Here is a 25,579-nt window from a genome sequence, read left to right as displayed (position 1 = left end):
CCCATGCATTCCAAAGCTCCCCGTGAAAACATCGACGAGTCGAAGCTGACCGTCACCAAACCCAAAACCAAGGCTGTGGGCATCCCCGCCGTGGCCAATGCCCTGAAGATCTCGCTGGAACAGATGGGTCCGATCCGCAGCGTCCAGACCTTGTTGGCGGTCAACCAGCTCGATGGATTCGACTGCATGGGCTGCGCTTGGCCCGAACACGAAAAGCGCAACGCGGCCGAATTCTGCGAGAACGGCGCCAAGGCCGTCGCCGAGGAAGCCACCCGACGCCGGGTCACTCCAGAATTCTTCGCCCAGCACTCGGTGGCTGAGCTGAAAACCCGCGATGACTTCTGGCTGGGCCAGCAAGGTCGGCTCACCCATCCCATGTTCCTTGATCAGGGTGCCAGCCACTACCGTCCCATCGGGTGGGACGAAGCCTACGACCTCATGGCCGAGGAGCTTCGAGGCATGGACCATCCGGACCAAGCCGTGTTTTATACCTCCGGCAGGACCTCGAATGAGGCAGCTTTCGTGTACCAACTCCTGGTGCGGGGCCTGGGCACCAACAACCTCCCTGACTGTTCCAACATGTGCCACGAATCCTCCGGCTCGGCCCTGGTCGAAACGATTGGCATCGGGAAAGGCTCCGTCAGCCTGACAGACCTGGAAACGGCGTCACTGATCTTTGTCGCGGGCCAGAATCCCGGCACCAACCACCCCCGCATGCTCAGTGCCCTGGAAAAGGCCAAGAAGAACGGCGCGGTGATCGTGTCCGTCAATCCCCTCCCCGAAGCCGGGCTCCTGCACTTCGAGAATCCGCAGCACGTCGCCGGGATGGTGGTAGGAACGCAGCTGACTGACGATTTCCTGCAGATCCGCGCCGGCGGAGACCAGGCCCTCTTCCAGGGCCTGGGAAAGTACCTGCTGGAGGCCGAAGCGGCCGGGCGGAAAACTCCGGGCATGCAAACCGTGCTGGACCACGAGTTCATCACCAACCACACCGTGGGAATCGACGACTACCTGCGTTACCTGGAGAAAGTGGAGTGGGAGGACATCGTGGAGGCAACAGGCCTCACGCTGGAACAGATCCATTCCACCGGGGAACGGCTGCTCGCCTCAAATGCCACGATCGTGTGCTGGGCCATGGGCCTTACGCAACACAAACACTCCGTTCCCACCCTCCGCGACGTAGTCAACGTCCTGCTCCTTCAAGGCAACATCGGCAAACCCGGGGCAGGCGTTTGCCCGGTGCGTGGGCACTCCAACGTCCAGGGCGACCGCACCATGGGAATTTTCGAGAAGATGCCGGAGGCGTTCCACGACCGGCTGGATCACGAATTCGAATTCCGCTCCCCCAGGGAACACGGCTACGACACCGTGGCAGCGATCCGGGCCATGCGTGACGGCAAGGTAAGGGTGTTCATGGGAATGGGCGGGAACTTCGTCCGTGCGGCCCCCGACTCGGATGTCACCGAACAAGCGCTGGCCAACACACGATTGAGCGTCCAGATCTCCACCAAGCTGAACCACTCCCACCTGTCCACGGGACAACGGGCGCTGATCCTGCCCACCCTTGGACGGACCGAGAAGGACACCCAGCTGACCGGCGACCAACGCGTCACCGTGGAGGACTCCATGAGCGCGGTCCACGCATCGCGCGGACGCCTCAAGCCGGCCAGCGAGCACCTGCATTCCGAAGTGGCAATAGTCTGCAACCTCGCCCACAGGCTCTTCACCGATGACAGCGTCCGCCGGCCCAACACTCCCAGGGCAGCGTGGCTGTCCATGCGGGATGACTACACCCTCATCCGCCAGCACATCGAGGCAGTCTTTGACGGTTTCAAGGATTTCGAAGACCGGATCCAGCATCCCGGAGGTTTTGTCCTTCCGCACCCGCCGCGCGACGCCCGGAAGTTCGACACCGCCTCCGGCAAAGCCCATTTCACGGGCAACGAGCTGGAATACATCAAGATCCCGGCCGGCCGGTTGGTACTTCAGACCCTCCGTTCACACGACCAGTACAACACCACCATCTACGGCAAGGATGACCGCTACCGCGGCATTCACGGCGGCAGACGCGTGGTCCTCATCAACGCCGACGACATCCACGAGCTCGGGTTCGCGGACGGGGACATGGTCAACCTGGTGTCCGAGTTCCAAGGCACCGATCGGATTGCGGAGAACTTCAGGATCGTTGCCTACTCCACCCCCAAAGGCTGTGCTGCGGCCTACTACCCCGAAACCAACGTCCTTGTACCGCTGGACTCCGTCGCAGACACCAGCGGAACGCCGACGTCCAAGTCCGTGATCATCAGGCTGGAACGGCCCATCGCCAGCCCATAAGCCCAGAAAGACAGCTGATCAGTTGCCCGTAAAAGGTGCTTCGATGCCTGAAACCTGGGGAGGTATTTCCTCATCGGAGCACCGCTTTCGGGCAACTGGCCAGCCCCACATTTCCGCACCACCAAACACCCTAAGGAGTGTCATGTCAGGAAACAGAGCAGTCGCCTACAAGGAACCCGGTGTCGTAGAAATCATCAATACCGAGTACCCCACGTTCGAACTCAAGGACGGGCCAGGGGTCAATCCGGCCAACGTCGGCCGGAAGGTACCCCACGGCGTCATCCTGCGCACCGTGACCACCAACATTTGCGGCTCGGACCAGCACATGGTCCGAGGCCGCACCACCGCGCCGAAAGACCTGGTCCTTGGCCACGAAATCACGGGCGAAGTGGTGGAGGTGGGTCCCGACGTCGAGTTCATCAAGGTGGGCGACATCGTCTCGGTGCCGTTCAACATTTCCTGTGGCCGCTGCCGGAATTGCAAGGAACAAAAGACCGGGATCTGCCTCAACGTCAACCCGGACCGCCCAGGCAGTGCCTACGGTTACGTGGACATGGGTGGCTGGGTGGGCGGACAAGCCGAGTACGTGCTGGTCCCCTACGCTGACTGGAACCTGCTTCGCTTCCCCGACCGTGACCAGGCCCTGGAAAAGATCATGGACCTCACCATGCTCTCGGACATTTTCCCCACCGGCTTCCACGGTGCCGTCACTGCCGGCGTGGGCGTCGGTTCCACCGTGTACGTCGCCGGGGCCGGACCCGTGGGAATCGCGGCTGCCGTCGGCGCGCAACTGCTGGGTGCCGCCGTCGTCATTGTGGGTGACATGAACGAAGACCGCCTCGCACAAGCGCGCTCCTTCGGCTGCGAAACCGTCAACGTATCCAAGGGCGATCCGAAGGACCAGATCGAACAGCTCCTCGGCGTGCCGGAAGTCGACTGCGGCGTGGACGCCGTGGGCTTCGAAGCCCGCGGACACGGCAAGGACGCATCGCATGAGGCACCAGCCACCGTGCTGAACTCGCTGATGGACATCACAGCGGCCGGAGGGTCATTGGGCATCCCGGGCCTGTACGTCACGGGCGATCCGGGCGGAATCGATGAAGCAGCCAAGCACGGTTCGCTCTCGCTGTCCTTGGGGACCGGCTGGGCCAAGTCCCTGTCCTTCACCACCGGGCAATGCCCAGTCATGAAGTACAACCGTCAACTCATGATGGCCATCCTTCATGACAAGGTCCAGATCGCCAAGGCCGTCAACGCCCAGGCTATTCCGCTCGAAGACGCGCCACGCGGCTACGCAGAGTTCGACGCCGGGGCGGCAACAAAGTTCGTACTGAACCCCAACGGCTACGTGAAGAACTAAAGTACCCCGAGGTTAAGTACGCACTCAACGGATGCCGGGGGCGGCGCGGCAGTAATTACGGGAAGGCCGAGCTGCCCCCGGCATCCACCACACGAGGAAATGGGCAGCATGCTCGCACAAGCAATATCCGACGTCGGGACCTTCCGCATGCCTTGCGTGACGAAGGGCGCCACGTGGTCCGAAGCGCGTCGATTGGCCTTTCGATCCGCAACGCCGCTCGGGTCCGTCTTGGTGCCGCTTGAGAAGGGCATCGGATCGGTACTGACCTCCGGGGTGTCCGCGCGTCGGGACATCCCGCATTACGCCTCCTCCGCCATGGATGGTTGGGCCTTCAGCGGTGACGGGCCATGGACCCTCACCGCCCCGAACTCGCCACTCACCCCCGGCCAAGCAAGCGTCATCGCCACAGGAGGGTTGGTTCCGGCCGGCACCTCAGGCATCCTCCGCAAGGAAAGCGGCCTCGTATCCGGGGACGCACCAGGAACCCAACAGCTCACGCTGAAGCCCGACGCCGGACGCGGCGAAGCGCTCCCGGGCCGCCACATCCGCCCTGCCGGCGAAGAAGCATCCGCCGGCGAAGTCCTCATACCGGCCGGCACCCTCCTGAACCCGGCACACATCGCCCTCGCAGCCGTAGCAGGCCACGACCAGGTGCGGGTGCAGCGTAAGCCCGTCGTCGCCGTCGTACTTACGGGCTCCGAAGTGGTGACCTCGGGCGAACCGGCACCGGGGCAGGTTCGCGACACCTTTGGGCCGCAACTGGGCGCAGTCCTCACCCAGCTCGGGGCGGTGCCGGGCGGGCAGCGAAGGATTGGCGATTCGTACCAGGAATGGTTGTCCGCCCTTGCCGTGGCGCCCGATGGCCCACGGGCGGACGTAACTGTCACCACCGGTGGCACCGGAAAATCCGGAACCGACCACTTCCGTGCTGCAATCGAGGCCATGGGCGGGCACCTTCTGCTTGACGGGATCGCGATGAAGCCGGGCCACCCTGCGGTGCTGGGGAAACTTCCCGACGGCCGGTTCGTCCTTGGGCTTCCGGGAAATCCCCTGGCCGCCATGATGGCCCTCCTCACCCTTGGCGAGCCTTTGCTGGCCGCCCTCGGCAACCGACAGCTGGCCGTGGCCGGGCAGCTGACTTCCGGAGCCGACGTCGAACCGGACCCCGGCAGGACGAGGCTGGTCCCCTGCATCTTTAGCCACGGACTGGCCGTCCCTGTCGCGCACACCGGGCCCGCCATGATGCGGGGCCTCGCCCAGGCTGATGGCTTCATGGTTGTGCCAGCTGAAGGCGTCCAAGCCGGTGCTCCCGTTCCTGTCATGCCGCTGCCATGGACGACGCCACCGGAGGCTCGCATGAGCCCGTAGCCCCGAACCGGCCCTGGGCGTCCGTCTAGGATGAGGTCCATGGCCGCACGCATCAACCCGGACATCGACAAGGACGCTGACGCCCAGGGCGGCGGCGTCCAGTCAGTGGACCGCGCACTTCAGATCATGGAAATCCTGGCCCGGAAGGGCGATGCTGGCGTCAGCGAGATCGCCGAGGAAATGGGCGTCCACAAATCCACCGTGTCCAGGCTGATGGGCTCGTTGGTGAGCCGGGAACTCGTCCGGCAGAACAGCGAACGGGGCAAGTACCAGCTGGGCTTTGGAATCCTCCGCTTGGCTTCGTCCATTCCCGGCAGACTCAGCGTGGTGCATGAGGCACGGGAGGTCATGGAAGCCCTCGCGTCCGAATACAAGGAAACTGTCAACCTGGCGGTGTTGCGCTCCAATTACGCAGTGAACGTGGACCAAGCCATGGGGCCTTCGACGCTTGCCACCCATGACTGGGTGGGCAGCCTCACCCCGCTGCATGCCACGTCCAGCGGCAAGGTGCTCTTGGCTGCCCTGAGCGCCGATGAAAGGAGCCGGGTGTTCAAAGCCGTGGGCCTGCCTGCGCGAACGCCCCGCACCATCACCAACCGCGACGAGTTGGAGAAACAGTTGCTCGACGTTGCCCGGGACGGGTTCGCCTCGGTCCACGAAGAATTTGAAATCGGACTCAATGCTGTCGCAGCGCCCATCTACAACCACACGGGAAGCGTCATTGCGGCGATCAGTATTTCCGGACCTGCGTTCCGCTTTGCGCCGGAGGACCAGCCGGGACTTATCGATGCCCTCCGTGAGGCGGGGCTGACCATCAGCGCCAAGATGGGTTTCCGGGGTCGGTAAACGCCAACCCACACTCGAAGCCAATTGATATATCAATTTAACTTCAAAGAGCCGAAAACTCTTGACTTTGCCTGTGACGGAGCGCACTCTGTTGCATACCGCGAATGTTGTTGATTCCTGCGGAACACCTGCCGGGCTTTGAGTCCCAGCACCAACACCCCCAACCAGTAATTAACCGAAAGCCCATGACTCGCCGAGCAAAGGACCCGCTCATGGCTACAAACAGTGACACAAAATCCTTGGTACCCGAGGATTTACCTGCCAACGCAGCACCCAACCCCGTCCACGTGGAGATCAGTGTCTCCCCCGATGCAACAGCCCTCAACGATGAGGACGGAGGCGCAGCAGCTCTCCCGGATTCCGAAGAATACGAACAGATCCTGGTAGAACTGCGCAACGCCAAGACCGAGCAGGCCGTTTCGGCCCGCCGGAACCAGAAACTTACCCTCGACAAAGTCACCTTCGGAATCACGGGCGCCATCGCCGTCGCCTTCGTGGTCTGGGGCTTTGTGGGGCGCGACAGCCTTTCGGAAACATCCAAGGGTGCCCTGAACTGGGTCATGGAATACACCGGCTGGCTGTTCATGGTCCTCGCATCATTGTTCGTTGTCTTCGTGCTGTGGCTGGCCCTGGGCAAGTTCGGCAACATCCCGCTGGGCAAGGACGGCGAGAAGCCGGAATTCCGCACCGTCTCATGGGTGGCCATGATGTTCGCCGCAGGCATGGGCATCGGCCTCATGTTCTACGGCGTAGCCGAGCCGCTCTACCACTACATCTCGCCCCCGCCCGGAACCGTGGATGGGCGCACTCCCGCCGCCATCCAGACCGCCATGGCCACCTCGATCTTCCACTGGACCCTCCACCCGTGGGCCATGTACGCAGTAGTCGGCATTGCCATGGCCTACGGTACGTACCGTCTGGGCCGCAAGCAGCTGGTCTCCGCAGCGTTCACGTCGCTGTTCGGTATCAGGATGGTGGAAGGGCCCGTTGGCAAGTTCATCAACATCCTGGCTATCTTCGCCACGCTGTTCGGAACCGCCGCGTCCCTCGGCCTCGGCGCCCTCCAGATCGGCAGCGGCATGACGTCCAACGGCTGGATGGGCGAGATTGGCACTCCGGTGCTGGTAGTCATCGTGGCCATCCTGACCTTCTGTTTCGTCGCATCAGCGGTCTCCGGCATCAGCCGCGGAATCCAGTGGCTGTCCAACATCAACATGGTGCTGGCCGTGGTGCTGGCACTTATTGTCTTCATTGCCGGCCCCACCCTTTTCATCCTCAACCTGATTCCCTCCGCCATCGGCGACTACGCCCGCGACCTCGCCGAAATGTCATCCCGGACCGAAGCCGTGGGCGACGATGCACTGCGCAGCTGGATGACCAGCTGGACCATCTTCTACTGGGCATGGTGGATCTCCTGGACGCCGTTCGTTGGCCTGTTCATCGCACGCATCAGCCGGGGCCGCACCATCCGCCAGTTCGTCACCGGCGTCCTCCTGGTCCCCAGTGTTGTCAGCGTGATCTGGTTCGGCATCTTCGGCGGAGCCGCTTTCCAAGTCCAACAGGAAGCGGACAAGGCAGGCACACCTGGGCTGGTAACCACCACCAACGGGGTGCCCTCCGTCAACTTCGACGGTGCTCTCTTCGACCTGGTCAAGAACCTTGGGATGCCCGGATGGGCCACAGCCGCTGTCATTGTCCTGGCCATGGTGCTCGTAGCTATCTTCTTCATCACCGGAGCCGACGCGGCCTCGATCGTCATGGGTTCGCTCAGCTCCAACGGGGCTGAGCACCCGCGGCGCGCCGTCGTCATCTTCTGGGGAAGCCTCACCGGTGCTGTTGCCGCCGTCATGCTCCTGGCCGGTGGTGACGAACCATCGGAGGCTTTAGCCGGGTTGCAAAGAGTCACCATCGTGGCGGCGCTGCCGTTCGTGATCGTCATGCTGTTGCTCTGTTTCGCGCTGACCAAGGACCTGAGGCGCGATCCCCTGTCGCTGCACAAGCGCTTGGCCACGTCCGTGGTGGAACGTGCCATCCGCACCGGGGTGGAGCAACACGGCGGTGTCCAATTCGACCTCGTCACCAAGCATGAGTGTGCCGAGAGCTGCACCGAGTCGGATTGCCCAGGAGGGACGGCCACAGGGACCATCCCGTTGGTTGGACAGCCCCCGCTGAACTCCAGCGAAAAGTAGCAGCGGCTCGGAACACAACCGGCCCGGCTCCTACGTCGACACCGACGTGAGCAGCTAACACCGCAACATAACAACAAAGCAGGCGCCGGATCCCGGCGCCTGCTTTGTTGTTACCAAAGGCGGTAAGGCCTACTTGGGCATCAGTACCGAATCAACCAGGTAAACCGTTGCGTTGGCGGTGTGAACGCCACCGCAGATCACCTTGGCGCCGTCAACCGTGAGGGCGTCCTTGGAGCCGGCTACGGTCACTTCTCCACCCTGGACGGTCTTGTGGGTGCCAGCGATCTTGTCCGGGCTCAGCTGGCCGGGGACTACGTGGTAGGTGAGGATCTTGCTCAGCAGGGCATCGTCCGTCTTGAGCGTCTCAATGGTTGCGGGGTCGATCTTGGCGAACGCGTCGTCAACCGGCGCGAACACCGTGAATTCGCTGCCGTTCAGGGTGGAAACCAGGTCCACCTTGGGGTTGAGCTTGCCCGAAACAGCGGCGGTCAGCGTCTTCAGCAGCGGGTTGTTGGACGCAGCTACTGCTACCGGGTCCTGGGCCATGCCCGTAACGGAACCGGCGCCGTCGGGAACCTGTGAGGCGTAACCGGCGCAGCCGGGGCCAACCAGGTCACGGGCCGGATCCATGGCGGTGCTTGCCATGGCCGAGGACGATGGCGACGGTGCCATGGAAGAAGGAGCCGCGGATGACGGCGCGGCTGCCGACGAAGAAGCGGGGGTGCTGGAGGTGCTTGAACCACCACAGGCCGTGAGTCCGAGAAGGGCGGCTGCAGTGAGGCCAACGAAGGCGAGGGCGGGGCGCTTTGTGGACAACATGTCATTCTCCTTGTTTTTGGAACCAGGGCGTTGGATCCATTCGGTAGTGGGACACGGGCGGCCCGGCGTTGCTTCTGCGCCACCGGTTGTTTGTGTCTCACCAGCTATTCGGAGGGTGGGGCTGGGTGGATGGGTGGGGATTGAAAAAGTTTTTTTATCGGTCCCAGCCCGGTCTGCGACGGCTTGGTTACGTACGCAGCGTTCGACGCCGGTCCCGCCACAGGCGCGAAGGCTGCGGACCGCGGCTGGTTCAGGGTGCGTTGAGCTCGCGTGGTTGCTCAGGAAACAGCTCCTGGAGTTTTCGGCTGACGAGTCCTGGGAAGAAGATTGGATAAGAGTTAGTTCGGGATCTTCTTGCCATCCTCGGGCTTCTGCCACTTGTAGTAGCCCTCGGCGGGAACGATTTCCCTGCGCTTGACCGCAGCTGAGCGGAACGACGGGCTCTCCAGGATGCTCTCGCTGCGAGCATTGATCAGCTTGGAGCCGAGCTTGATGTCCTTGGCCCAGGATGGGATCAGGCCCCACCGGCGATCAGCAGGCGCCGGTCGATGGTGCCTTCATCCAGGCATTCGGCCACGATGGGCACGTTCTGGGTCGGGGCGACGTTCCAGCTCGGCCCGGCGGGCTGCCTTCGATCTCCTTGGCCTCGAAGTGGCTTAGAAGGTCACTGGTTGCTTTGGACATCACGTATCTGCCGCACATGAGCCTATTCTGCCCACAAAACAGTCACCCGAAACCCTGACGGCACAGGGCCTTGCCGGGTTTTGCCGAGGGCCAAGGCAGAGCCGCCAGATGCAGCTCTCCGTTAGGGAGAGGGCGTGTGCAGAAGCCAATTCATCGCCTCATCACGGGAAGTGAAGAAGCGGGTAGGGCAAGGAAGAGTACGACGTGACATGGCGAAATTTGCGATGACACGATTGACCGGACTTGATCCGAGCAAGGCAATCCTCGACGCAGCACACTTGGTGCTGAACGCGGCCTTGGCTTGCCGGGTGATTGACCGGGTATGCGTGATGTCGATCAACATCGGGTACTCAGCACCGTGGGCCAGCTCGTTGATTGCTTCTATCGCCGCGTGCACGTCCTCAACGGCCAATGCGGTCTCTGGCTTCCACACCAGATGGAAGAATCCCCCCGCATCGAGCCCTACGGTTCCCTTGCCGCCATCAACAGTGATTGATTCCATTCACGCCCCCATATCGTATGGATCGCCATGCTACCTCTGTCCATTGAAAAGAACCTACGGTTTCGTTCCCGTTGTCTCCAGCAAATAGCAAACCAGAACGTCGAAAGAGTCTTCGGGCAGACCCGTCAGGATCGCCGTCGTCTCTCTGACCACGCGCGGAATGTCCTCAACCGCTCGGGCATGAACCTCAAGCTCAGGCAACTCGATCACATAGAGTTCCAGCCTGCGTCCGTCGCTTTACGAATCTTCGCCGTAAGTACCACAACGTCCTCCTAGCCCTCCACCCCCCCCCCCAACGCCACTTTACGGATGCATTCGAACAAGATGCGCCTTCTTACCCCTGTTCCTGTTTGATCGACGGCAACAGGTATCCCACTTCCTTGGAACTGGGACACAGTTTCATTCAGGCTTCAAGCCTGAATGGTTGCCGGTGGCGCCGTTCCCTGTTAGGTTTCCCCTAATCGTTGGGGGAACAATGAATAATCGGCTCCGTCTCGTTCTAGGCACTCTAATTCTCTGTGTCGGAACGCTATCTATTCCTGCTTGCGCGCAACCAAGCGAACCAGCATGTGAAGCGCCTACGCCGACCCCTTCCGCTAACTCTCAGTCAGCCGTCGACGTGCCCGCTCCCTCGGCTGCTTCGCCGAGCCCTTCACCTTCTGACACGTGCAAGGACTACACACTAATAAGTAGATAGAAATTCATATTGGGGGAAATTGAAGATTCAAAAGTATGCTGCACTGGTGGTGGCGACGTCGTTGCTGCTGATCACCGGGCCCTTCGCTCCTTCGGCCAGCCAGGCCGACGTGCCCAAGACGTGTCAGCTGCCCGCCTCACCTCACGAGCAGGCCACACGCGTCATAGAAGCCCGCAACCTGCCCTTGGATGACTCGACCTCGTGCGCTCTTGTTGGCGCGAAAGTCAGGCTACCCTCGGGGGCACTTATGACGGTGCCTCGCCCTGGGGATACCGTCACCCTCAGTGCCATGACCGCGGCCGGTTACGAAGAGTTCCCCGAAGTAATCGCCCACACAAGTGCAGAGGGGACCCTAGCCGTCATGGAACGGTATTCCGATGGCAGAGAGAGGATCCACGGCTCACGAAAGTTGGAATCGAAGCTAAAGAAGAAAGATATCGACGACAACCCGTTCGCATCCATAGGGACGGGAGTTCCAACTGCGGTTACGAACACCAAGTGCGCCTACAACAAGGTGAACATCGGCCCTAAGAGCTGGACCGATGTGGATTACATCTGGAAAATGACCTCAAGCGCGTCCTACCCACTACCCGGCCCCCAACAGGTTGTTGAAGCCAACCTCACCCAGCCATCAGCTGTTTGGGAGAATAGGGGAACGGATTGCAATGTCAATTACCCAATCATGAAGATCGAGACCTTTTACCAGGGAACAACATCTAGTATCGCCAGCGTCAACTCAGATAGAACCTGCGGACTACTCCCTGACCATCGAAATACAGTGACGTTCAAAGCGATCAATGACCCCGGGACGCTCGCCGTGACATGCGCCTATGCTGATGCCACTCGCATTTACGACGCTGATATCGCTTTTGACAGCTCAAACAGAAACTGGGCGCTTAATCAAAACGGAAGCTCCCTATGTTCAGGCACCACCTACGTCCTGGGCGGAGTGGCGGCTCACGAATTTGGGCACGCATATGGCATGGCTCACGCTGGTTTGCACCAAGAGACAGAGCAAGTGATGCGGCCAGAAATGGGAACCTGTATGTGGTCAGATTATTCACTCGGTGCCGGTGACCTAGCGTCCTACTACGCGCATTACCACTTCTAGGCGGACACGAGCTTCAGTGATACTGACGAAGTCCAGAAGCCATTGTCCAGCACCCATGGATCAATTCTGCTCCCACTGCATAGAAATTTGATTCCGTAAGCGCGGGGCAGTTGCCGGTCAATAATGATGACTGAGACCTACTTACACTGGGTGTCCCAGTTCCTTGGGAGTGGGACGGTGGCAGTTTCGGTATCTCCGACGCATCCCGGGGACTCCGCGTAGAGTCTGAGAATGAATACCCTGGTGCAGCCTGTACTCGTCGCGTCTCCTTACAGGCTCCGCCCGTTTACGGCGGCCGATGTTCCCGTGGTCCAGGAAGCCTCGAGCGATCCACTGATTCCTCCCATCACGACGGTTCCCGCCAGCGGTTCACACCAGGCAGCTCTGGCCTTCATCGAAAGACAGCAGCAACGCTTAGTTGATGGCACCGGGCACTCCTTCGCTATTGCTGATTCCTCCTCTGATCAGGCGGTTGGCCAAATCGGACTGTGGCTGAAGAACCTTAGCCAGGGCCGGGCGAGCATTGGCTATTGGGTGGCACCCGCCCATCGAGGGAAGGGAGCTGCTTCCTCTGCTTTAGGTGCCCTCGCCGCCTGGGGTCTTGCCCAGCCCGGGATTCATCGGCTGGAACTCTACGTCGAGCCGTGGAATGAGGGATCCTGGCGCGCAGCCGAGCGCAGCGGGTTCGCACGTGAAGGGACGATGAGGAGCTGGCTAGAGATTGGCGGCCAACGCAAGGACATGTACATGTACTCGCGCCTTCCTGCTCATTAGGAATCACGCTAACCGGACCTCGCTGCTCTGCCGCGGTTTCGGTGTTCCCACTTCCTTGGAAGTGGAACAGTCCCGGTGGATTACCCCCGTCGCCGGTAGTGATCGTGTATGCGGATGGTCGCGATGACTGACGTCTGGCTTCTGAGCGACGAGGTAATGGTGAACCAATCAGGGCTTGTCAGAAGGAACAGAAAAGGCCGGCACCGGTCAGGTCCGGTGCCGGCCTTTCATCCGTTTAGGGTCTTATCATTTGGCTAGTCCCGGTAGGCGTGCGCCAACTTGGATTGACGGCTGAGCTGGCCTGGCTTGCCTTGCGCGGACCGCTTCTCACGCCGGTCGATCACTATCTCGTTGATCGAGAAGGGGATCAGCACGATCAAAGGCAGCAGAATTCCCTGCCAGAAAGGCCACAGCGAGAGCACAAGCGGGATGAAGGAAGCGACGAATAAGACACTATGCACGTATCGGTACCACTTCATGTCATTGCGTCCTTTCAGTGACGGGTTTCATCAGAACCCGCAGTCCCGTGCAGGCATTGAGCGTAGGCCCCACCCTGGATTGGTTATGTACACTCCGTAGCAGCCTAGCGGTTGGACGCTAGAGTTCGAATAGGTGTTGCTCACATAATTGACCACTCCTGCGACTCCGCCTACGCCAACAACGGTGCAGATTTGGCTCACGATCTTGGCGGCAACTCCGGTGACCTTGCTGAACGTGCAACCAGCCCACGCGCCGCCAGCTCCGATTGCAACCGCGATCGAAGAGAACATCTTGATTTCGATACCGCTCACTGCCAGGACCGGCCAAGGAACCCATTGGATACTCGGATCGGCCACTACCGGATAGACCGTTGACGAGCTGTGCTGAACGGTTTGTACCAGGACGGAACCATCGAGCGAGAACTTGGTGGGCACGGCGACCCCGTTAGCGTCGTAAGCCCAAGGTGCGTCTATCTGCCCCAGCGTCTCGCCGCTGGCAGCAGTGATTGCGATGCTTCCGTTAGCACTGATTGCCGTGGAGACGCCCTCCGGAAGATCCATTGCGAATCGGTATTCCTGCGGGGCGTCCTCTCCAGTGATGGAGATGAGTGACTGGGTTCCCTTTTCCGTCGCGTAGCTGGTGATCGTGGAATCCGGCAGGGCAGTCTTCAGAAGAGGATCGCCTTCGCCCTTGAAAAGTCCTGAAGGAACGTGACGTGTATCTGCCTGCTGAGAAGTAATGATTGTTCCAGGAACCAAGACGGAGAGATTCTCTGCGCCTGCAGGTCCCGTCAGAATGGTTGCGGAATCCTTTAGCACCTCTGCTTTGTCGATGACATGAAGTCCCGCATCCTGTACCGCAGGAGCGGGGACCGGCGCAGCTGCAGCCGAATTGATCCCGGCAGCCAGAGCTGCGACCGTCATGAGGCCAGCGACAACCGACCTCAAAAAATGATGCTTCAAAATACCCCCAAAATGATAACGTTCCGCCGCCTGAGCTGCGGAAACGTTCCGGCGCTGTGCCGAACCCACAGTATCGATGGCTAACTTTCACTTCGCAAGTCAAGTGTCCAGAGAACCCCATAGGGAACATTGGTACCCCAGCGCGGCTCTGCCAGGTACTCCGCGCTAGTTGCGGTCACACTGCCTCGGAGGGTTTGCTGACAGAGGTGTTCCAGTTCCTTAGGACTGGAACACCTCGTTAGGACGCTCTCGCCCCGGCGTTGGCTGCGGCACCTTCGTATATTGGACCCAACTCTGTTCCCTTAGCTTTGCGAGGGAAGCGGATCCCCGGTGATCCTGGCCGGACCGTTCAGGTGATGTTGACGGTGTCCATGAATTGGGTGGCCAGACGGGTATCGCCTTCCCATGAGACCTCAGCGTCAACTAACGAAACTCGCTGAGTGCCCCAGCTTGGGAGGGAGATGCCCGGAGCCGTCATGCGTGCCGAAGGAATCCCGTCTCCTGGCTCCGGGTCGACGGCCCAGGTTACGCTCGTCATCCTCAGAGATCAGGAACCGCGGGACCTCTGTTCGGATCCCAGAAAGGAACCATGTTGTCTTCCCACCAGCCCATGAGTGCTTCTACGCCGTAGCTACGTTTAAATATCAGCTCCGACTCATGCAATGGAATGGCTTGTAGAAAATGAACATGGGATCCATCGGACAGCTGCGACTTTGGGATAACTTCCTCCTGCTCCAGAATCAGGAACGCCATCATTTCCGTTCCTGGCCAAAGCGGGCCGTCGGAAGGTACCGTGTCCCCACTCTTTATAGTGGCGCCAACCTTCAGTTCATAAATACCTAACGACGCCAACGAGCCGACCACAGCATCTTGTGCCGGATGAAGGCCTAGCAAAAACTCGGTTCGATGTTTTGCCGTGTTTTCGTTCTTTAGGTTTCCGATACCGGAGCCAACAGTTACGTAGATGTCCACGCCCTCACCGGTGGCTTCGGCATCCCATTTCAAAATCTCGATGGAGAGATCTTGGCCTTCGAAAGTTGCTCTTCTGGCGGGCTCACCCCACCGGGAGAGTAGATGTGCTGGGGTTGCTTCGCGCGTCATTTATGGACCTCCAAATGGCCACCATACGCCCTTTGGCCAGGCGGATGGCCACCATTGGCCCGCACCTTCTCCAAGATCCTTCGCTCCTTTGCTTCCATTGCAGGGTTGGCAAGCACCCGATCTGGAGATCGGAAATCCGCAAGTTGGATTCGTCTTACGCGAGCAGCTCGAAGGTTCCCATCAAAGGATCTATTGATGACATAAACGCAGGAAGCTGACAAATTGCGGAACTCCCCGTCATTGCGCATTTCACCGCACGGGGGTGCGTACATGCCGGGGATCGTGATCCAACGACGTCCCGGATACGCCTTCGTTGATGAACGTTGAGGGCCGGCGTACGGGCGGGCTAGCTAGGTTAGCCCCCGTAAATCACAATCAATGCCGCCAAGCCATCCAGTTCTAGAGTGCCGCTATCCGGCCCGCCATGATTTAGGGCACGGCTGCTTCTCGCCGCTCCAGCACAGCCTCAGGAAGCATTTAGTTTCCAAGACAATCACGCACACATGCGGCACCGAATCTACGTGACTCCTGCCGATCGCAGTGGGTTGCCCCGGCCGCCCAGCCTGAGGCGCGTTTGTCCGACGTCGGCCTGCCGCCATGGGCGGCCCTCTCAACCAGGTGCACGGCACGTTTCCGAACGTGAGTACCGACACCCATTTTCGATGTTGATCCAACCAGAGCGGCGTCCTCTCCGGACCCGGCCTCAGCGGATGAGGAAGTAGGCAATCGAAAAGAGAAGTCCCAGCACGAAACCCACAATTCCCAGGACCTTCCCGGCAGTGGCTTCCACGCCGTAAGCCTCTGCCTTTCGAGCAGTCGCAAACGCCATCACGGCGAAGACATCTTAGAAGTACGGTTTGGTGATCAGCTCCAGCGCGTGCCCCGAGGGGTCTTTAAAGTACACCCCGCGGCCGCCGTGTTCGGTGTTCGTCTCGCCCGGCCGGGTCATTTGCGGATCGGCCCAATGCTCGACGTCGTCACTCACCAGGCGCGCATAGGCGCGGTCGAAGTGCGCCTCATCAACAAGGAACGCATAGTGCTGCATCTGGATCTCCACCGGCGGCTCGGCAAACTGAAGCATCACCCCGCCGGCCAGTGAGAGGTTGGTGAACGGCCCCCAACTCGGAGCGTCAGTTGCTTCGAGGATTGAACGGTAGAACTCGGCTGATGCGGCGCGGTCGACTGAGGCGATGATGGTGTGGTTGAAAAACGCGGGCATGTGTAACTCCTTTTCGGTGGGATCAGTTCGGTGGGGAAATTGATCCACGAAGGAGGTGCCCGGGGCGTGCAAGCGCAGCGGGCGACACAACGAGTCAGAGGTCGGCCGGGTAGCCGATCCGTGCAGGGCCGAGGCCCGATCCGGTCATCACGTCGGTAAGTCTAGCGGAGCAATTTCTCTGGCGGAGCAACCAATCCCGATGGCAGGATGGGCGGATGGCTATCGAAGTTCGCCCCGCCACGGTGTTCGATGACGTCAGGACCATGGTGGGACCCAAGAACCCTGGCTCCAATGTGTGCTGGTGCCTGAGCTACCGCATCCCATCCAAGCTGAACCTGAGCCTCCAACGCGAAGAGCGCGGCGCATACGTTGAAAAGCTGGTCGCCGAGGATCCTCCGCCGGGGGTGTTGGCGTACGACGGCGACGAGGTAGTCGGGTGGGCAGCGGTCCACCCTCGCGCGGACACCAGTTTCGCGAAAAACCGGAAGATCCCGAACGTGGACGATGCAGCGGTGTGGTCCGTGTGGTGCATCCGGGTGCGGCCCGGGCATCGCGGAAAGGGCATCTCGCACGAACTCCTGCGTGGAGCCATCGACTTCGCGAAGGCCCACGGTGCCCCCGCATTAGAGGGCTACCCCGTGGACAACAAGGGCGGAAAGGTGGACCTGACCATGGCCTATGTCGGGACAAGGAGGCTGTTCGAGAAGGCCGGCTTCAAGAAGGTCGCCGAAACCACATCGGTACTCAACGGCTTTCCAAGAGTGCTGATGCGGCTGGAGCTCAGCTAGTTCCTTGCAACCGGGCTGTCATCCGGTGCGCTTCCTCAAGCAGCAGCTTCCCCAGGTATTCCTGGCGTTCCGGGCGGAAGCGTGGTTCGATCCCGGTCAGCGACAAAGCCCACGCCGGCCGGCCCTGCTGGTCGAAGACTGCAGCACCCATCCCCCAACTGCCTTCGAGGATCAAACCGGGATTCACTGAATACCCGGCCAGCCTCGTTTGCTCCAGGTTCTCCCGCACCACGTCAGCAGGATGGCCGTCAGCAAAGTCACCTGCGTGCTCTGCCCATTCGGCCAGCAACGCTTCCTGTTCTTCGGCGGGCAGGAAGGCCAGGATCGCCGTGCCCGCCGAGGCAACGCCCAAGGGAAACCGCACACCTTCATGGAGCACGAACGATCGCACGGGGAACGAGCCCTCCTCGCGCAGCACACATACGGTCTCGTTGCCTCGACGGATGGAGAAGAATGCGCTCTCTCCCGTCTCGGTAGCCAGCCTGCGAAGGGATGGGCGGGCGATGTCCTCCATAGGGAAACGGGCAGCTGCAACAGACCCGAGCAGGAAAATTTCAGGTCCGAGTACCCATTTGCCGGTGCCGGAATCGTGTTCCAGGAAGCCCTCGGCGGCCAGCGACATCAGCAGCCGGTGAACAGTGGGCCGGGTGAGCCCGGATTCGCGGACCAACCCCGCCAAGGAAGTCCCCTCAGGCTTGCGACCCACCAAGCGCAGCAGTATCGCCACCCGACCCACAACCTGCGCTCCCTGAACTGCCACGGTACCCTCCAAGAGATTTCATCCACATTATGGACACGTATCAGTCTATCGTCCACACCGTGGGTGGTTGACACTCCGGCTTCTTGACCCCGGAGGTGACCAAACCTAGGCTCCTAAGCAAGAAGGAAATGTCCACAACGTGGAAGCCAACCAGACTCAAAGAGGAGTTCCCGTGTCCAAGATCCACGCGAGCGCAGCCACAGCGCTCCATGACCTCATGGCAGATGGCCTGACCATCGCCGTCGGAGGTTTTGGCCTGAGCGGTATTCCCGCGGACCTGATCGACGCCGTCCGCGAGTCGGGCGCGAAGGACCTGACCATCGTCTCCAACAACATGGGCGTGGACGGTAAGGGGCTCGGGGTGCTGATCGAGGCCGGGCAGGTCCGGAAAGTCATCGCATCCTATGTTGGCGAGAACAAGCTTTTCGCGGAGCAGTACCTGGCCGGACAGTTGGAGGTCGAGTTCACCCCGCAGGGCACACTCGCCGAGCGCCTCCGCGCCGGTGGCGCCGGGATTCCGGCCTTCTACACGCGAACGGGTGCGGGCACCTTGGTTGCCGAAGGCAAGCCGTTGGAAGAGTTCGACGGCGTGACGTACGTCCGCGAGCGCGCCATCACCGCCGACGTTGCGCTGGTCCACGCCCATACGGCGGACACGGACGGCAACCTGATCTACCGCTATACAGCCCGGAACTTCAACCCGGTGGTTGCCACCGCGGGTGCGGTGACCATCGCCGAGGCCGAGGTCATCGTCGAGCCAGGCGAATTGGATCCCAACCACATAGTCACCCCTGGCGTCTACGTCCAGCGGCTTGTCCAGGCAAGCAACAGGGTCAAGGACATCGAACAGCGCACGGTCCGGCAGCGGCCCGAACCCCTGACGGTCTGAAGCAAAGGAGCACACACCATGGCATGGACACGTGACCAGATGGCTGCCATCGCGGCCGAAGAACTGAACGACGGCGACTACGTCAACCTCGGCATCGGCATCCCCACACTGGTAGCGAACAACCTGCCCGACGGCGTGCGGGTGATCCTCCAGAGCGAAAATGGCCTGCTCGGAATGGGCCCGTTCCCGTACGAGGGCGAAGAAGACGCGGACCTCATCAACGCCGGCAAGCAAACGGTGACGATAACTCCGGGTGGCAGCATCTTCGACTCCGCTACCTCGTTCGGCATGATCCGTGGCGGCCACGTGAAGGTAGCCATCCTGGGCGCCATGCAGGTGTCCGGCAGCGGCGACCTCGCCAACTGGACTATCCCCGGCAAGATGGTCAAAGGCATGGGCGGTGCGATGGACCTGGTTGCCGGGACACCGCGCGTTGTGGTGCTCACCGAGCACAACGCCAAGGACGGTACGGCCAAGATCGTCGCCGAATGCACCCTCCCCCTCACGGGGCTCAGCTGCGTGGACCGGATCATCACGGACCTCGCCGTGTTCGACATCGCCCCCGAAACAGAAACGCCCGACGGCGACGCCCGCCTCGTGCTGACCCGGCTCGCCCCCGGCGTCACCGTGGAAGAGATCCGTAGTAAGACGGACGCGGAGTTCACGCTGGCGCTGGACGAAGACGCATGGGAAACAAACCTCGAAGGAGCCAACGCATGAGCCTGCAAGACCAGTTCGGTAAAGACATCCTGCTCACGGGCTGGGGCCACAGCAAGTTCGGCAAGCTGACCGACGAGACCCTGGAATCGCTGATCGTCCAGGTCGCCGGGGAAGCCATCAGCAACTCCGGTTTGGACCCCAAGGACGTCGACGAGATCTACCTGGGGCAGTTCAACTCGGGCATGCAGCCCCTGGGTTTCACATCGTCCTTGGCACTCCAGCTCTCCACGGAACTCGCCAACGTCCCCGCCACCCGTACCGAGAACGCCTGCGCTTCCGGCTCGGCTGCGTTTCAACAGGGAGTCAAGGCCGTGCTCGCCGGAACCGCCCGGAACGTCCTGGTGATCGGTGCCGAGAAGATGACCGACGCCGGAGCCGACGTCGTGGGAGCTGCCCTGCTGGGCGCTTCGTACGAGATGGCCGGAAAGGCGTCATCCACTGGTTTCACGGGCCTGTTCGCTGAAGTCGCCAAGCACTACGAAAAACGCTACGGCTCTTCCATTGCCCGCCCCGGATTCGAAGCAGGTCTCGGCGACGTCCTCGGTTCCATCGCCGCCAAGAACCACCGCAACGGCATGGACAACCCCTATGCCCAGATGCACCGGGACTTCGGCGAGGAGTTCTGCCGGACCATTTCGGACAAGAACCCCATGGTGGCGGAGCCCTTGCGCCGCACCGACTGTTCGCCGGTCTCCGATGGGGCCGCCGCCGTCGTACTGTCCACCCAGGCGACCGGAGGCGCAACCGCAACCGTGCGCCTGGCGGGTTTCGGCCACGCGAACGATTTCTTCCCCGCCGAAAAGCGCGATCCCACGGAGTTCGCCGCCACCAGGGCTTCGTGGGAGCGGGCGTTGGGTATGGCCGGCGTCGGAATTGACGGCCTGGACTTCGCCGAAGTGCACGACTGCTTCACCATCGCCGAGCTCATCATGTACGAGGCAATGGGCCTGACCCCGCGCGGCGAAGGTTCCCGCGCCATCCAGGAGGGGTGGGTATATAAGGACGGCAAGCTTCCCATCAACGTCTCCGGCGGCCTGAAGGCGAAGGGCCACCCCGTCGGCGCCACCGGTGTGTCGCAGCACGTCATCGCCGCCATGCAACTCACGGGCACCGCCGGGGACATGCAGCTCCCCAACGCCCGCCGGGGCGCCGTGCAGAACATGGGCGGCGTGGGCATCGCGAACTACGTGAGCGTGTTGGAGGCGCTTTAACCCCGGATCAGCGCTGCGATCTCCGCGAATCCGAGCCGCTCTGCGTTCTGCAGGGCGGTTCGGCCTTGGGGGTCGCGGATGTCCGGGTTGGCTCCAGCGTCGAGCAGTTGCCGGACCACGTCCTGCTGGTTGGGGCCACCATTGTTGAGCAGGATGGCTTCCTGCATGGCGGTCCATCCCAGGTTGTTGACGTGGTCCACGGGCACCCCTGCAGCAATCAGGATCCGAACGGTTTCCGTGTGCCCGTGTTCGCTGGCCGGGATCAGGGCCGTGCCACCGTACCGGTTAATGCTGCGCACATCTGCCTCGGCGGCCAAGGTGAGCTTGAGAACCTCGTTGAAACCCTCGGCCCCTGCATAGAGGAACGCGGAATCCTGGATCCCGTCCTTGGCGTTGACGTTCCCGCCAGTCGCGATCAGTTCTTTGACCTTCACGGGATCATTGGCTTTCGCAGCAAGGATCAGGAGTCGGTCGGTTTCCAGTTGGGCATCCGGGGACAGTTTGGGTGGCGTCGCCTGGGCAGCAAACGACGACGGCGGGACCGGGCTGGCGCTCGACGGCGCCGTGGACGTGGGGGCTGCTTGCGACGCGGGGGGTGCGGCAGGGCTGGAAGGCGAGGTTCCCGCCGTCGTACATCCAGCCAGCAGCACCTCAACCATCAGCAACCCAACCCCCACCGCCCGTGCTTTCATGGCTACTTCGCTGCCGCGGCCAGGGCGTCCGCACCGGCGGTAGCGCAGGCTTCGTCGAGGGCGCCGTCCGGAGCGCCGCCGACGCCGATACCCGCCACCGAGACGCCGTTCACCTTCAGCGGCACGCCGCCGGACAGGAAGAGGGTGCCGGGGAGGTCGGCGATGGATGGGCCGTTGCCGTTGATGCGCTTGGCAAGCTCGCTGGTGGGCGCACCGAACGCGGCTGCCGTGTAGGCCTTCTGCTTGGCGGCCTCGATGGTGTGCTCGGCGGCGTTGTCGCCGCGGAGGATGGCCTGGACCGTGCCGAAACGGTCCACCAGTGCGACCGTCACGAACGGCAGCTTGTCCGCTTGGCACTTGGCGAGCGCAGCGTTGACGGCCTTGCTCGAGGCACCCACCGTGATGCGGTTCTGGGCAACCACGTTCTCCGGTGCGGGCTGGACGTCAGCCGGAGCTTTGGCCTCGACGGCAGCGGGGGCGGCGGCCGGAGCTACGGCGTTGGCCACAGCCGTGGCGCCACCTGTGAGCAACAATGCTCCAGCAGCGGCAACGGCAATCATCTTGTTGGACTTCTTCACGGCATTCTCCTTGTAGTCAGCATCGGTACACCTTCATGCTCCCGGGGCGGCCCCGGCACCACATCGGCCTGTCGCCGTTCCCAAGCTCAGCCTTTTCGCTGGCCGTATCAGCCAAAAGGTGGAGAGACCACAACCGCGCAGGGACCTAGCATGGAAAGAACGCCTCCACGGGAAACGGATACCGGAACCGATCATGCCTACTGCCCCTCCACAGCCCGCACCAGGCGGCCGTATCGATGGCCGGATCGACGCCGTGGTCCACCTCGGCTTTGCCGTCCTCATGGTGGCCTCCGGGGTCCGCTACGTCATGCGCCACTCCCCCGCGGACAACCTGTGGACGGTGGCCTTGGCGGCCGCGGTTTGCGTGCTCTACGCAGTCACAGCGGCCCTGGCCGGCCCCCGCACACCGGGCCACCGAAACAGGCCATGGATGTTCGCGTTGCTGGCTGCCTGGGCAGCGCTGGTGATTGTCGCCCCGAGCTTCGCATGGTGCTCCTTCGCGATCTTCTTCCTGGCCCGCACGGCTTTCCGCGGCTGGGCAGGATACGTGGCCGGGGGCGCGACGGCGGCGGCCACCGCCGTCGGGCTCTTCCGCATGAGCGACTTCACGGACGTGGCCATGCTACTCGGCCCGCTTGCCGCGGGCGCCCTGCTCACCCTGATCTACGACAAGATCGAGCGCGACGCCGCCCTCCAAAAGAAGCTTTTCGACGACGTCTCACAAGCCCAGGAGCAGCTCGCCGCACGTGAACGGGAGGCCGGGATCGCTACGGAACGCCAGCGTGTTTCCCGCGAAATCCACGACACCGTCACCCAAGGGCTCGCCAGCAGCTTGCTGCTCCTCGAAGCAGCCCAGCGATCCTGGCCAGCCCAGTCCGCCCAGGACGATGTGCGCCACGCGACCGGGCTGTTGCGGCGGAACCTCGCCGACACCCGCAGCCTGGTTCATGAGCTCTCCGCCCCCGGACTGGAATCGGGGCCCCTTCCCGAAGCCCTCGAACAAGCAGCACGCCAGTATGTGGACACCATCCGGGTCCAGGTCACCGGCGAGGCAAGGCCGCTTCCCAACGAGGTGCGGCATGCCCTGCTGCGAGTCACGCAAAGCGCCGCGGCCAACATCAACCTGCACGCCCGCGCCGAGCACGCCAGCGTAACCCTCGGGTACTTGCCGGACGCCGTCACCTTGGACGTGTTCGACGACGGCCTCGGCTTCGATCCCGGAACGGTACCTCCGCCGTCGCCAACCGGAGGATACGGGTTGCGGGCCATGAGGCAACGCGTGAAGCAGTTGGGCGGAGAATTGTCCGTGGAGAGCACACCCGGCGAGGGCACCATCATCGCCGCGCAACTGCCCTTGCCAGCTGCAGGCCCCGAGATGAGGGAGCGACCATGACCACCATTTCCGTGCTGCTCGTGGATGACCACACGGTGGTCCGGAGCGGACTCAAGGCGCTGCTGGGCACCCAAGCCGATATCGCCGTCGTCGGTGAAGCGGCATCAGGCGAGGAAGCGCTGGAAGCCGCCCAACGGCACCAACCCGCGGTGGTCCTCATGGACCTGGCGATGGGCGCCGGGATGGATGGCATCGAGGCAATCAAGCAACTGCGCCAGCGCACCCCGCAACAAGCCATCATCGTGTTCACCACCTACGACTCCGACGCCGACATTGTCCGCGCCGTCGATGCCGGAGCAATGGGGTATCTACTTAAGGACGCCGCGCCTGAGGAGATCTTTGCCGCCGTCCGCGGGGCGGTGCAGGGAAAGAGCGTCATGTCCGCGCCCGTTGCCTCCCGGCTGTTCCAACAACTGCGTCATCCGGACGAGATCCTCACCCCACGCGAAGCCGAACTGCTCAGCCTGCTGACCCAGGGGCTCAGCAACCGTGACCTGGGCAAACGCCTCTTCATCTCCGAAGCAACGGTGAAAACCCACCTTGCGCACATCTACGCCAAACTGGGCGTCGAAACCCGTGCGGCGGCCATCGCCACCGCCATCCGACGCGAGGGGATGCGGTAACCTCCGGTGGTTGGTTACGCTGACCCTATGTCGGACACAGCGGATCGCAGAATGTTCAAAACCCCGGGAACTGCTTTGCTGGTCCGGGGAGCCCTCGCAATCGTTTTTGGCCTCCTAATGCTCGTGCTGCCAAGTGCCACCGCGTTCGTGGTGGTGGTCATGTTCGGTTTCTTCGCGATCATTGACGGCATCACCAGTGTGGCCCACTACTTCTACGACCCCGCCGGCCGGTCGCGCTGGTCAGTGGCGGGTGGCTTCATCTCCATCGCCGCCGGAATCGTGGCCATTGCATGGCCCGGGCTGACAGCTGCAGCCATTGGTGTGCTCATAGGTTTGTGGGCGTTGGTGTTGGGTATCTCGCAAATCATCCTGGCCCTGGCCGCACGGACCTTCGTTCGAAGCTGGGGAATTTGGCTGCTGGTCGGCCTGGTCACCACAGTGTTCGGCATTGTTGTGCTGGTCAACCCCGGGCTCGGATTGCTGGGGCTGGTGGCAATGTTGGCGACATTCGCCATCGTGACAGGGTTGCTGCTGATTGTCTCGGGCATCGGGCTCCGCAAACTCGCCCACACGCAACCGCTGTACGGCCACTGATCCGGCGGTAAAAAGCGGTAGGGGGATGCGCTCAGCGCCAAGTTCGGTAAGTTAGTTGCTGTGAAGATAGCTACCTGGAATGTGAACTCCCTCCGTGCCCGCGCCGACCGGGTGGAAGCCTGGCTTGAGCGCAGCGACTGCGACGTCCTGGCAATCCAGGAAACCAAATGCAAGGACGAGAACTTCCCGTGGGAGCTCTTTGAACGCATGGGTTACGAGGTTGCTCACTTCGGCGTGAACCAGTGGAACGGTGTGGCCATCGCATCCCGCGTCGGCCTGGAGGACGTGGAGCGCACCTTCCTGGACCAGCCAGCGTTCGGGAAGGCGGGCAAGGACCCTGTCCAGGAAGCCCGTGCCATCGCGGCCACCTGCGGCGGCATCCGCATCTGGAGCCTGTACGTTCCCAACGGACGCTCGTTGGATGACGAACACATGCCATACAAGATCAAGTGGCTGGACGTCCTCCAGGGCCACGCCGCCGAATGGGTCAAGTCCGATCCGACCGCGCAGATCGCCCTCATGGGTGACTGGAACATCGCCCCGTTCGACGACGACGTCTGGGACATCCAGCTTTTCCGCGACAACAACTTCACGCACGTCAGCGAACCCGAGCGCGCCGCGTTCCACGCCTTCGAAACCGCGGGTTTCACCGACGTCGTCCGCCCCCACACCCCGGGCCCGGGCGTCTACACGTACTGGGATTACACGCAGCTTCGCTTCCCCAAGAAGGAAGGCATGCGCATCGATTTCTGCCTCGCGTCACCGGCGTTGGCCTCACGGGTCACCGGGGCTTCCATCGACCGGGAAGAACGCAAGGGCAAGGGCGCCTCGGACCACGCACCCGTGATCGTGGAGCTCGCAGACTAGGTACATCCACATCGACGA

The 25,579-nt window shown here is 62.0% G+C and carries 26 protein-coding genes; 15 read left to right on the top strand and 11 right to left on the bottom strand.

Annotated features, from left to right (window positions below; translation table 11 throughout):
* The first annotated feature begins 3 nt into the window (after positions 1 to 3).
* The 5 genes from J2Y68_RS21145 to J2Y68_RS21125 all read left to right on the top strand — a co-directional run bounded on the left by J2Y68_RS21145 (position 4) and on the right by J2Y68_RS21125 (position 8,097).
* Complete coding sequence (locus J2Y68_RS21145; protein ID WP_309996712.1) at positions 4 to 2,334, top strand: FdhF/YdeP family oxidoreductase; 2,331 nt, start codon at positions 4 to 6, stop codon at positions 2,332 to 2,334.
* Between the two features lie 142 nt (positions 2,335 to 2,476).
* A complete protein-coding gene (gene fdhA / locus J2Y68_RS21140; protein ID WP_309996709.1) occupies positions 2,477 to 3,694 on the top strand; it encodes a formaldehyde dehydrogenase, glutathione-independent in 1,218 nt (405 codons plus the stop codon).
* Between the two features lie 108 nt (positions 3,695 to 3,802).
* Positions 3,803 to 5,062 carry a molybdopterin molybdotransferase MoeA gene (locus J2Y68_RS21135; RefSeq protein WP_309996705.1) on the top strand — a complete coding sequence of 420 codons (1,260 nt, stop codon included), beginning with the start codon at positions 3,803 to 3,805 and terminating at the stop codon, positions 5,060 to 5,062.
* A 39-nt stretch (positions 5,063 to 5,101) separates the two neighbouring features.
* Entirely contained in the window at positions 5,102 to 5,908 is an 807-nt protein-coding gene (locus J2Y68_RS21130) for an IclR family transcriptional regulator (protein ID WP_309996702.1), read from the top strand.
* Positions 5,909 to 6,120: 212 nt separating this feature from the next.
* On the top strand, positions 6,121 to 8,097 hold the full coding sequence (locus J2Y68_RS21125) for a BCCT family transporter (protein ID WP_309996699.1): 1,977 nt from the start codon (positions 6,121 to 6,123) through the stop codon (positions 8,095 to 8,097).
* 129 nt (positions 8,098 to 8,226) lie between these two features.
* Here J2Y68_RS21125 and J2Y68_RS21120 read toward each other — a convergent pair whose 3' ends face one another.
* The 3 genes from J2Y68_RS21120 to J2Y68_RS21110 all read right to left on the bottom strand — a co-directional run bounded on the left by J2Y68_RS21120 (position 8,227) and on the right by J2Y68_RS21110 (position 10,102).
* Positions 8,227 to 8,916: a fasciclin domain-containing protein gene (locus tag J2Y68_RS21120; protein ID WP_309996696.1), complete on the bottom strand. Its 690-nt coding sequence runs from the start codon at positions 8,914 to 8,916 to the stop codon at positions 8,227 to 8,229.
* Between the two features lie 338 nt (positions 8,917 to 9,254).
* Positions 9,255 to 9,389 (bottom strand): SOS response-associated peptidase family protein, encoded by a 135-nt coding sequence (locus J2Y68_RS21115; protein ID WP_309996863.1) that lies wholly within the window; start codon positions 9,387 to 9,389, stop codon positions 9,255 to 9,257.
* Positions 9,390 to 9,721: 332 nt separating this feature from the next.
* Positions 9,722 to 10,102, bottom strand: a complete 381-nt coding sequence (locus J2Y68_RS21110; RefSeq protein WP_309996693.1) for a SpoIIAA family protein — start codon at positions 10,100 to 10,102, stop codon at positions 9,722 to 9,724.
* A gap of 986 nt (positions 10,103 to 11,088) precedes the next feature.
* On the opposite strand from J2Y68_RS21110, the gene J2Y68_RS21105 reads away from it, so the two are divergent.
* Both J2Y68_RS21105 and J2Y68_RS21100 read left to right on the top strand, forming a co-directional pair.
* A complete protein-coding gene (locus tag J2Y68_RS21105; protein ID WP_309996690.1) occupies positions 11,089 to 11,910 on the top strand; it encodes a matrixin family metalloprotease in 822 nt (273 codons plus the stop codon).
* 231 nt (positions 11,911 to 12,141) lie between these two features.
* Positions 12,142 to 12,684 (top strand): GNAT family N-acetyltransferase, encoded by a 543-nt coding sequence (locus J2Y68_RS21100; protein WP_309996688.1) that lies wholly within the window; start codon positions 12,142 to 12,144, stop codon positions 12,682 to 12,684.
* Positions 12,685 to 12,938: 254 nt separating this feature from the next.
* Here J2Y68_RS21100 and J2Y68_RS21095 read toward each other — a convergent pair whose 3' ends face one another.
* From J2Y68_RS21095 to J2Y68_RS21075, 5 genes are all read right to left on the bottom strand, one after another.
* A complete protein-coding gene (locus J2Y68_RS21095) occupies positions 12,939 to 13,163 on the bottom strand; it encodes a hypothetical protein (RefSeq protein ID WP_309996686.1) in 225 nt (74 codons plus the stop codon).
* Positions 13,164 to 13,193: 30 nt separating this feature from the next.
* Positions 13,194 to 14,087 carry a hypothetical protein gene (locus J2Y68_RS21090; protein ID WP_309996683.1) on the bottom strand — a complete coding sequence of 298 codons (894 nt, stop codon included), beginning with the start codon at positions 14,085 to 14,087 and terminating at the stop codon, positions 13,194 to 13,196.
* Between the two features lie 579 nt (positions 14,088 to 14,666).
* Positions 14,667 to 15,227: a suppressor of fused domain protein gene (locus J2Y68_RS21085; RefSeq protein WP_309996681.1), complete on the bottom strand. Its 561-nt coding sequence runs from the start codon at positions 15,225 to 15,227 to the stop codon at positions 14,667 to 14,669.
* A gap of 703 nt (positions 15,228 to 15,930) precedes the next feature.
* Positions 15,931 to 16,056, bottom strand: a complete 126-nt coding sequence (locus J2Y68_RS21080; RefSeq protein WP_309996678.1) for a hypothetical protein — start codon at positions 16,054 to 16,056, stop codon at positions 15,931 to 15,933.
* 15 nt (positions 16,057 to 16,071) lie between these two features.
* Entirely contained in the window at positions 16,072 to 16,446 is a 375-nt protein-coding gene (locus J2Y68_RS21075) for a VOC family protein (RefSeq protein WP_309996675.1), read from the bottom strand.
* A 215-nt stretch (positions 16,447 to 16,661) separates the two neighbouring features.
* Here J2Y68_RS21075 and J2Y68_RS21070 point away from each other — a divergent pair, with 215 nt between their 5' ends.
* Positions 16,662 to 17,234: a GNAT family N-acetyltransferase gene (locus tag J2Y68_RS21070; RefSeq protein WP_309996672.1), complete on the top strand. Its 573-nt coding sequence runs from the start codon at positions 16,662 to 16,664 to the stop codon at positions 17,232 to 17,234.
* Here the strand turns inward: J2Y68_RS21070 and J2Y68_RS21065 are convergent.
* A complete protein-coding gene (locus J2Y68_RS21065; protein WP_309996669.1) occupies positions 17,227 to 17,994 on the bottom strand; it encodes an IclR family transcriptional regulator in 768 nt (255 codons plus the stop codon). The genes J2Y68_RS21070 and J2Y68_RS21065 overlap by 8 nt on opposite strands.
* 172 nt (positions 17,995 to 18,166) lie before the next feature.
* Here J2Y68_RS21065 and J2Y68_RS21060 point away from each other — a divergent pair, with 172 nt between their 5' ends.
* Genes J2Y68_RS21060 through J2Y68_RS21050 form a run of 3 tightly spaced genes read left to right on the top strand, consistent with a single transcriptional unit; the run spans position 18,167 to position 20,814 of the window.
* On the top strand, positions 18,167 to 18,883 hold the full coding sequence (locus J2Y68_RS21060; protein ID WP_309996667.1) for a CoA transferase subunit A: 717 nt from the start codon (positions 18,167 to 18,169) through the stop codon (positions 18,881 to 18,883).
* Between the two features lie 18 nt (positions 18,884 to 18,901).
* On the top strand, positions 18,902 to 19,603 hold the full coding sequence (locus J2Y68_RS21055) for a CoA transferase subunit B (protein ID WP_309996664.1): 702 nt from the start codon (positions 18,902 to 18,904) through the stop codon (positions 19,601 to 19,603).
* Positions 19,600 to 20,814 (top strand): acetyl-CoA acetyltransferase, encoded by a 1,215-nt coding sequence (locus tag J2Y68_RS21050; protein WP_309996661.1) that lies wholly within the window; start codon positions 19,600 to 19,602, stop codon positions 20,812 to 20,814. The genes J2Y68_RS21055 and J2Y68_RS21050 overlap by 4 nt, the downstream gene beginning before the upstream one ends.
* Here J2Y68_RS21050 and J2Y68_RS21045 read toward each other — a convergent pair.
* Positions 20,811 to 21,506: an ankyrin repeat domain-containing protein gene (locus J2Y68_RS21045; RefSeq protein WP_309996658.1), complete on the bottom strand. Its 696-nt coding sequence runs from the start codon at positions 21,504 to 21,506 to the stop codon at positions 20,811 to 20,813. The genes J2Y68_RS21050 and J2Y68_RS21045 overlap by 4 nt on opposite strands.
* A gap of 2 nt (positions 21,507 to 21,508) precedes the next feature.
* The gene (locus tag J2Y68_RS21040; RefSeq protein ID WP_284985173.1) at positions 21,509 to 22,084 is read right to left on the bottom strand and encodes a GlcG/HbpS family heme-binding protein; all 576 of its coding nucleotides are present in this window, start codon (positions 22,082 to 22,084) and stop codon (positions 21,509 to 21,511) included.
* 193 nt (positions 22,085 to 22,277) lie between these two features.
* On the opposite strand from J2Y68_RS21040, the gene J2Y68_RS21035 reads away from it, so the two are divergent.
* The 4 genes from J2Y68_RS21035 to J2Y68_RS21020 are packed head-to-tail and all read left to right on the top strand — an operon-like array spanning position 22,278 to position 25,561.
* Entirely contained in the window at positions 22,278 to 23,477 is a 1,200-nt protein-coding gene (locus tag J2Y68_RS21035) for a sensor histidine kinase (protein ID WP_309996655.1), read from the top strand.
* Positions 23,474 to 24,100: a response regulator transcription factor gene (locus tag J2Y68_RS21030; RefSeq protein ID WP_309996652.1), complete on the top strand. Its 627-nt coding sequence runs from the start codon at positions 23,474 to 23,476 to the stop codon at positions 24,098 to 24,100. Before J2Y68_RS21035 ends, J2Y68_RS21030 begins: the two co-directional genes overlap by 4 nt.
* Before the next feature lie 27 nt (positions 24,101 to 24,127).
* Positions 24,128 to 24,694, top strand: a complete 567-nt coding sequence (locus J2Y68_RS21025; RefSeq protein WP_309996649.1) for an HdeD family acid-resistance protein — start codon at positions 24,128 to 24,130, stop codon at positions 24,692 to 24,694.
* A gap of 60 nt (positions 24,695 to 24,754) precedes the next feature.
* On the top strand, positions 24,755 to 25,561 hold the full coding sequence (locus J2Y68_RS21020; RefSeq protein ID WP_309996647.1) for an exodeoxyribonuclease III: 807 nt from the start codon (positions 24,755 to 24,757) through the stop codon (positions 25,559 to 25,561).
* Positions 25,562 to 25,579: the final 18 nt, after the last annotated feature.

It is taken from the genome of Paenarthrobacter nitroguajacolicus (assembly GCF_031455195.1).
GTDB classification, from domain to species: Bacteria; Actinomycetota; Actinomycetes; order Actinomycetales; family Micrococcaceae; genus Arthrobacter; species Arthrobacter nitroguajacolicus_D.
Note: the sequence above shows the minus strand (reverse complement) of the source record. Positions and strands in the feature narration are given on the sequence as shown.

Excerpts from the sequence above, each read along its gene's own strand:
- J2Y68_RS21145 (WP_309996712.1), top strand. The coding sequence starts at position 4 with ATGCATTCCAAAGCTCCCCGTGAAAACATCGACGAGTCGAAGCTGACC.
- fdhA (WP_309996709.1), top strand. The coding sequence starts at position 2,477 with ATGTCAGGAAACAGAGCAGTCGCCTACAAGGAACCCGGTGTCGTAGAA.
- J2Y68_RS21135 (WP_309996705.1), top strand. The coding sequence starts at position 3,803 with ATGCTCGCACAAGCAATATCCGACGTCGGGACCTTCCGCATGCCTTGC.
- J2Y68_RS21130 (WP_309996702.1), top strand. The coding sequence starts at position 5,102 with ATGGCCGCACGCATCAACCCGGACATCGACAAGGACGCTGACGCCCAG.
- J2Y68_RS21125 (WP_309996699.1), top strand. The coding sequence starts at position 6,121 with ATGGCTACAAACAGTGACACAAAATCCTTGGTACCCGAGGATTTACCT.
- J2Y68_RS21120 (WP_309996696.1), bottom strand. The coding sequence starts at position 8,916 with ATGTTGTCCACAAAGCGCCCCGCCCTCGCCTTCGTTGGCCTCACTGCA.
- J2Y68_RS21110 (WP_309996693.1), bottom strand. The coding sequence starts at position 10,102 with ATGGAATCAATCACTGTTGATGGCGGCAAGGGAACCGTAGGGCTCGAT.
- J2Y68_RS21105 (WP_309996690.1), top strand. The coding sequence starts at position 11,089 with ATGACCGCGGCCGGTTACGAAGAGTTCCCCGAAGTAATCGCCCACACA.
- J2Y68_RS21100 (WP_309996688.1), top strand. The coding sequence starts at position 12,142 with ATGAATACCCTGGTGCAGCCTGTACTCGTCGCGTCTCCTTACAGGCTC.
- J2Y68_RS21095 (WP_309996686.1), bottom strand. The coding sequence starts at position 13,163 with ATGAAGTGGTACCGATACGTGCATAGTGTCTTATTCGTCGCTTCCTTC.
- J2Y68_RS21090 (WP_309996683.1), bottom strand. The coding sequence starts at position 14,087 with ATGACGGTCGCAGCTCTGGCTGCCGGGATCAATTCGGCTGCAGCTGCG.
- J2Y68_RS21085 (WP_309996681.1), bottom strand. The coding sequence starts at position 15,227 with ATGACGCGCGAAGCAACCCCAGCACATCTACTCTCCCGGTGGGGTGAG.
- J2Y68_RS21080 (WP_309996678.1), bottom strand. The coding sequence starts at position 16,056 with ATGGCGTTTGCGACTGCTCGAAAGGCAGAGGCTTACGGCGTGGAAGCC.
- J2Y68_RS21075 (WP_309996675.1), bottom strand. The coding sequence starts at position 16,446 with ATGCCCGCGTTTTTCAACCACACCATCATCGCCTCAGTCGACCGCGCC.
- J2Y68_RS21070 (WP_309996672.1), top strand. The coding sequence starts at position 16,662 with ATGGCTATCGAAGTTCGCCCCGCCACGGTGTTCGATGACGTCAGGACC.
- J2Y68_RS21055 (WP_309996664.1), top strand. The coding sequence starts at position 18,902 with ATGGCATGGACACGTGACCAGATGGCTGCCATCGCGGCCGAAGAACTG.
- J2Y68_RS21050 (WP_309996661.1), top strand. The coding sequence starts at position 19,600 with ATGAGCCTGCAAGACCAGTTCGGTAAAGACATCCTGCTCACGGGCTGG.
- J2Y68_RS21045 (WP_309996658.1), bottom strand. The coding sequence starts at position 21,506 with ATGAAAGCACGGGCGGTGGGGGTTGGGTTGCTGATGGTTGAGGTGCTG.
- J2Y68_RS21035 (WP_309996655.1), top strand. The coding sequence starts at position 22,278 with ATGCCTACTGCCCCTCCACAGCCCGCACCAGGCGGCCGTATCGATGGC.
- J2Y68_RS21030 (WP_309996652.1), top strand. The coding sequence starts at position 23,474 with ATGACCACCATTTCCGTGCTGCTCGTGGATGACCACACGGTGGTCCGG.
- J2Y68_RS21025 (WP_309996649.1), top strand. The coding sequence starts at position 24,128 with ATGTCGGACACAGCGGATCGCAGAATGTTCAAAACCCCGGGAACTGCT.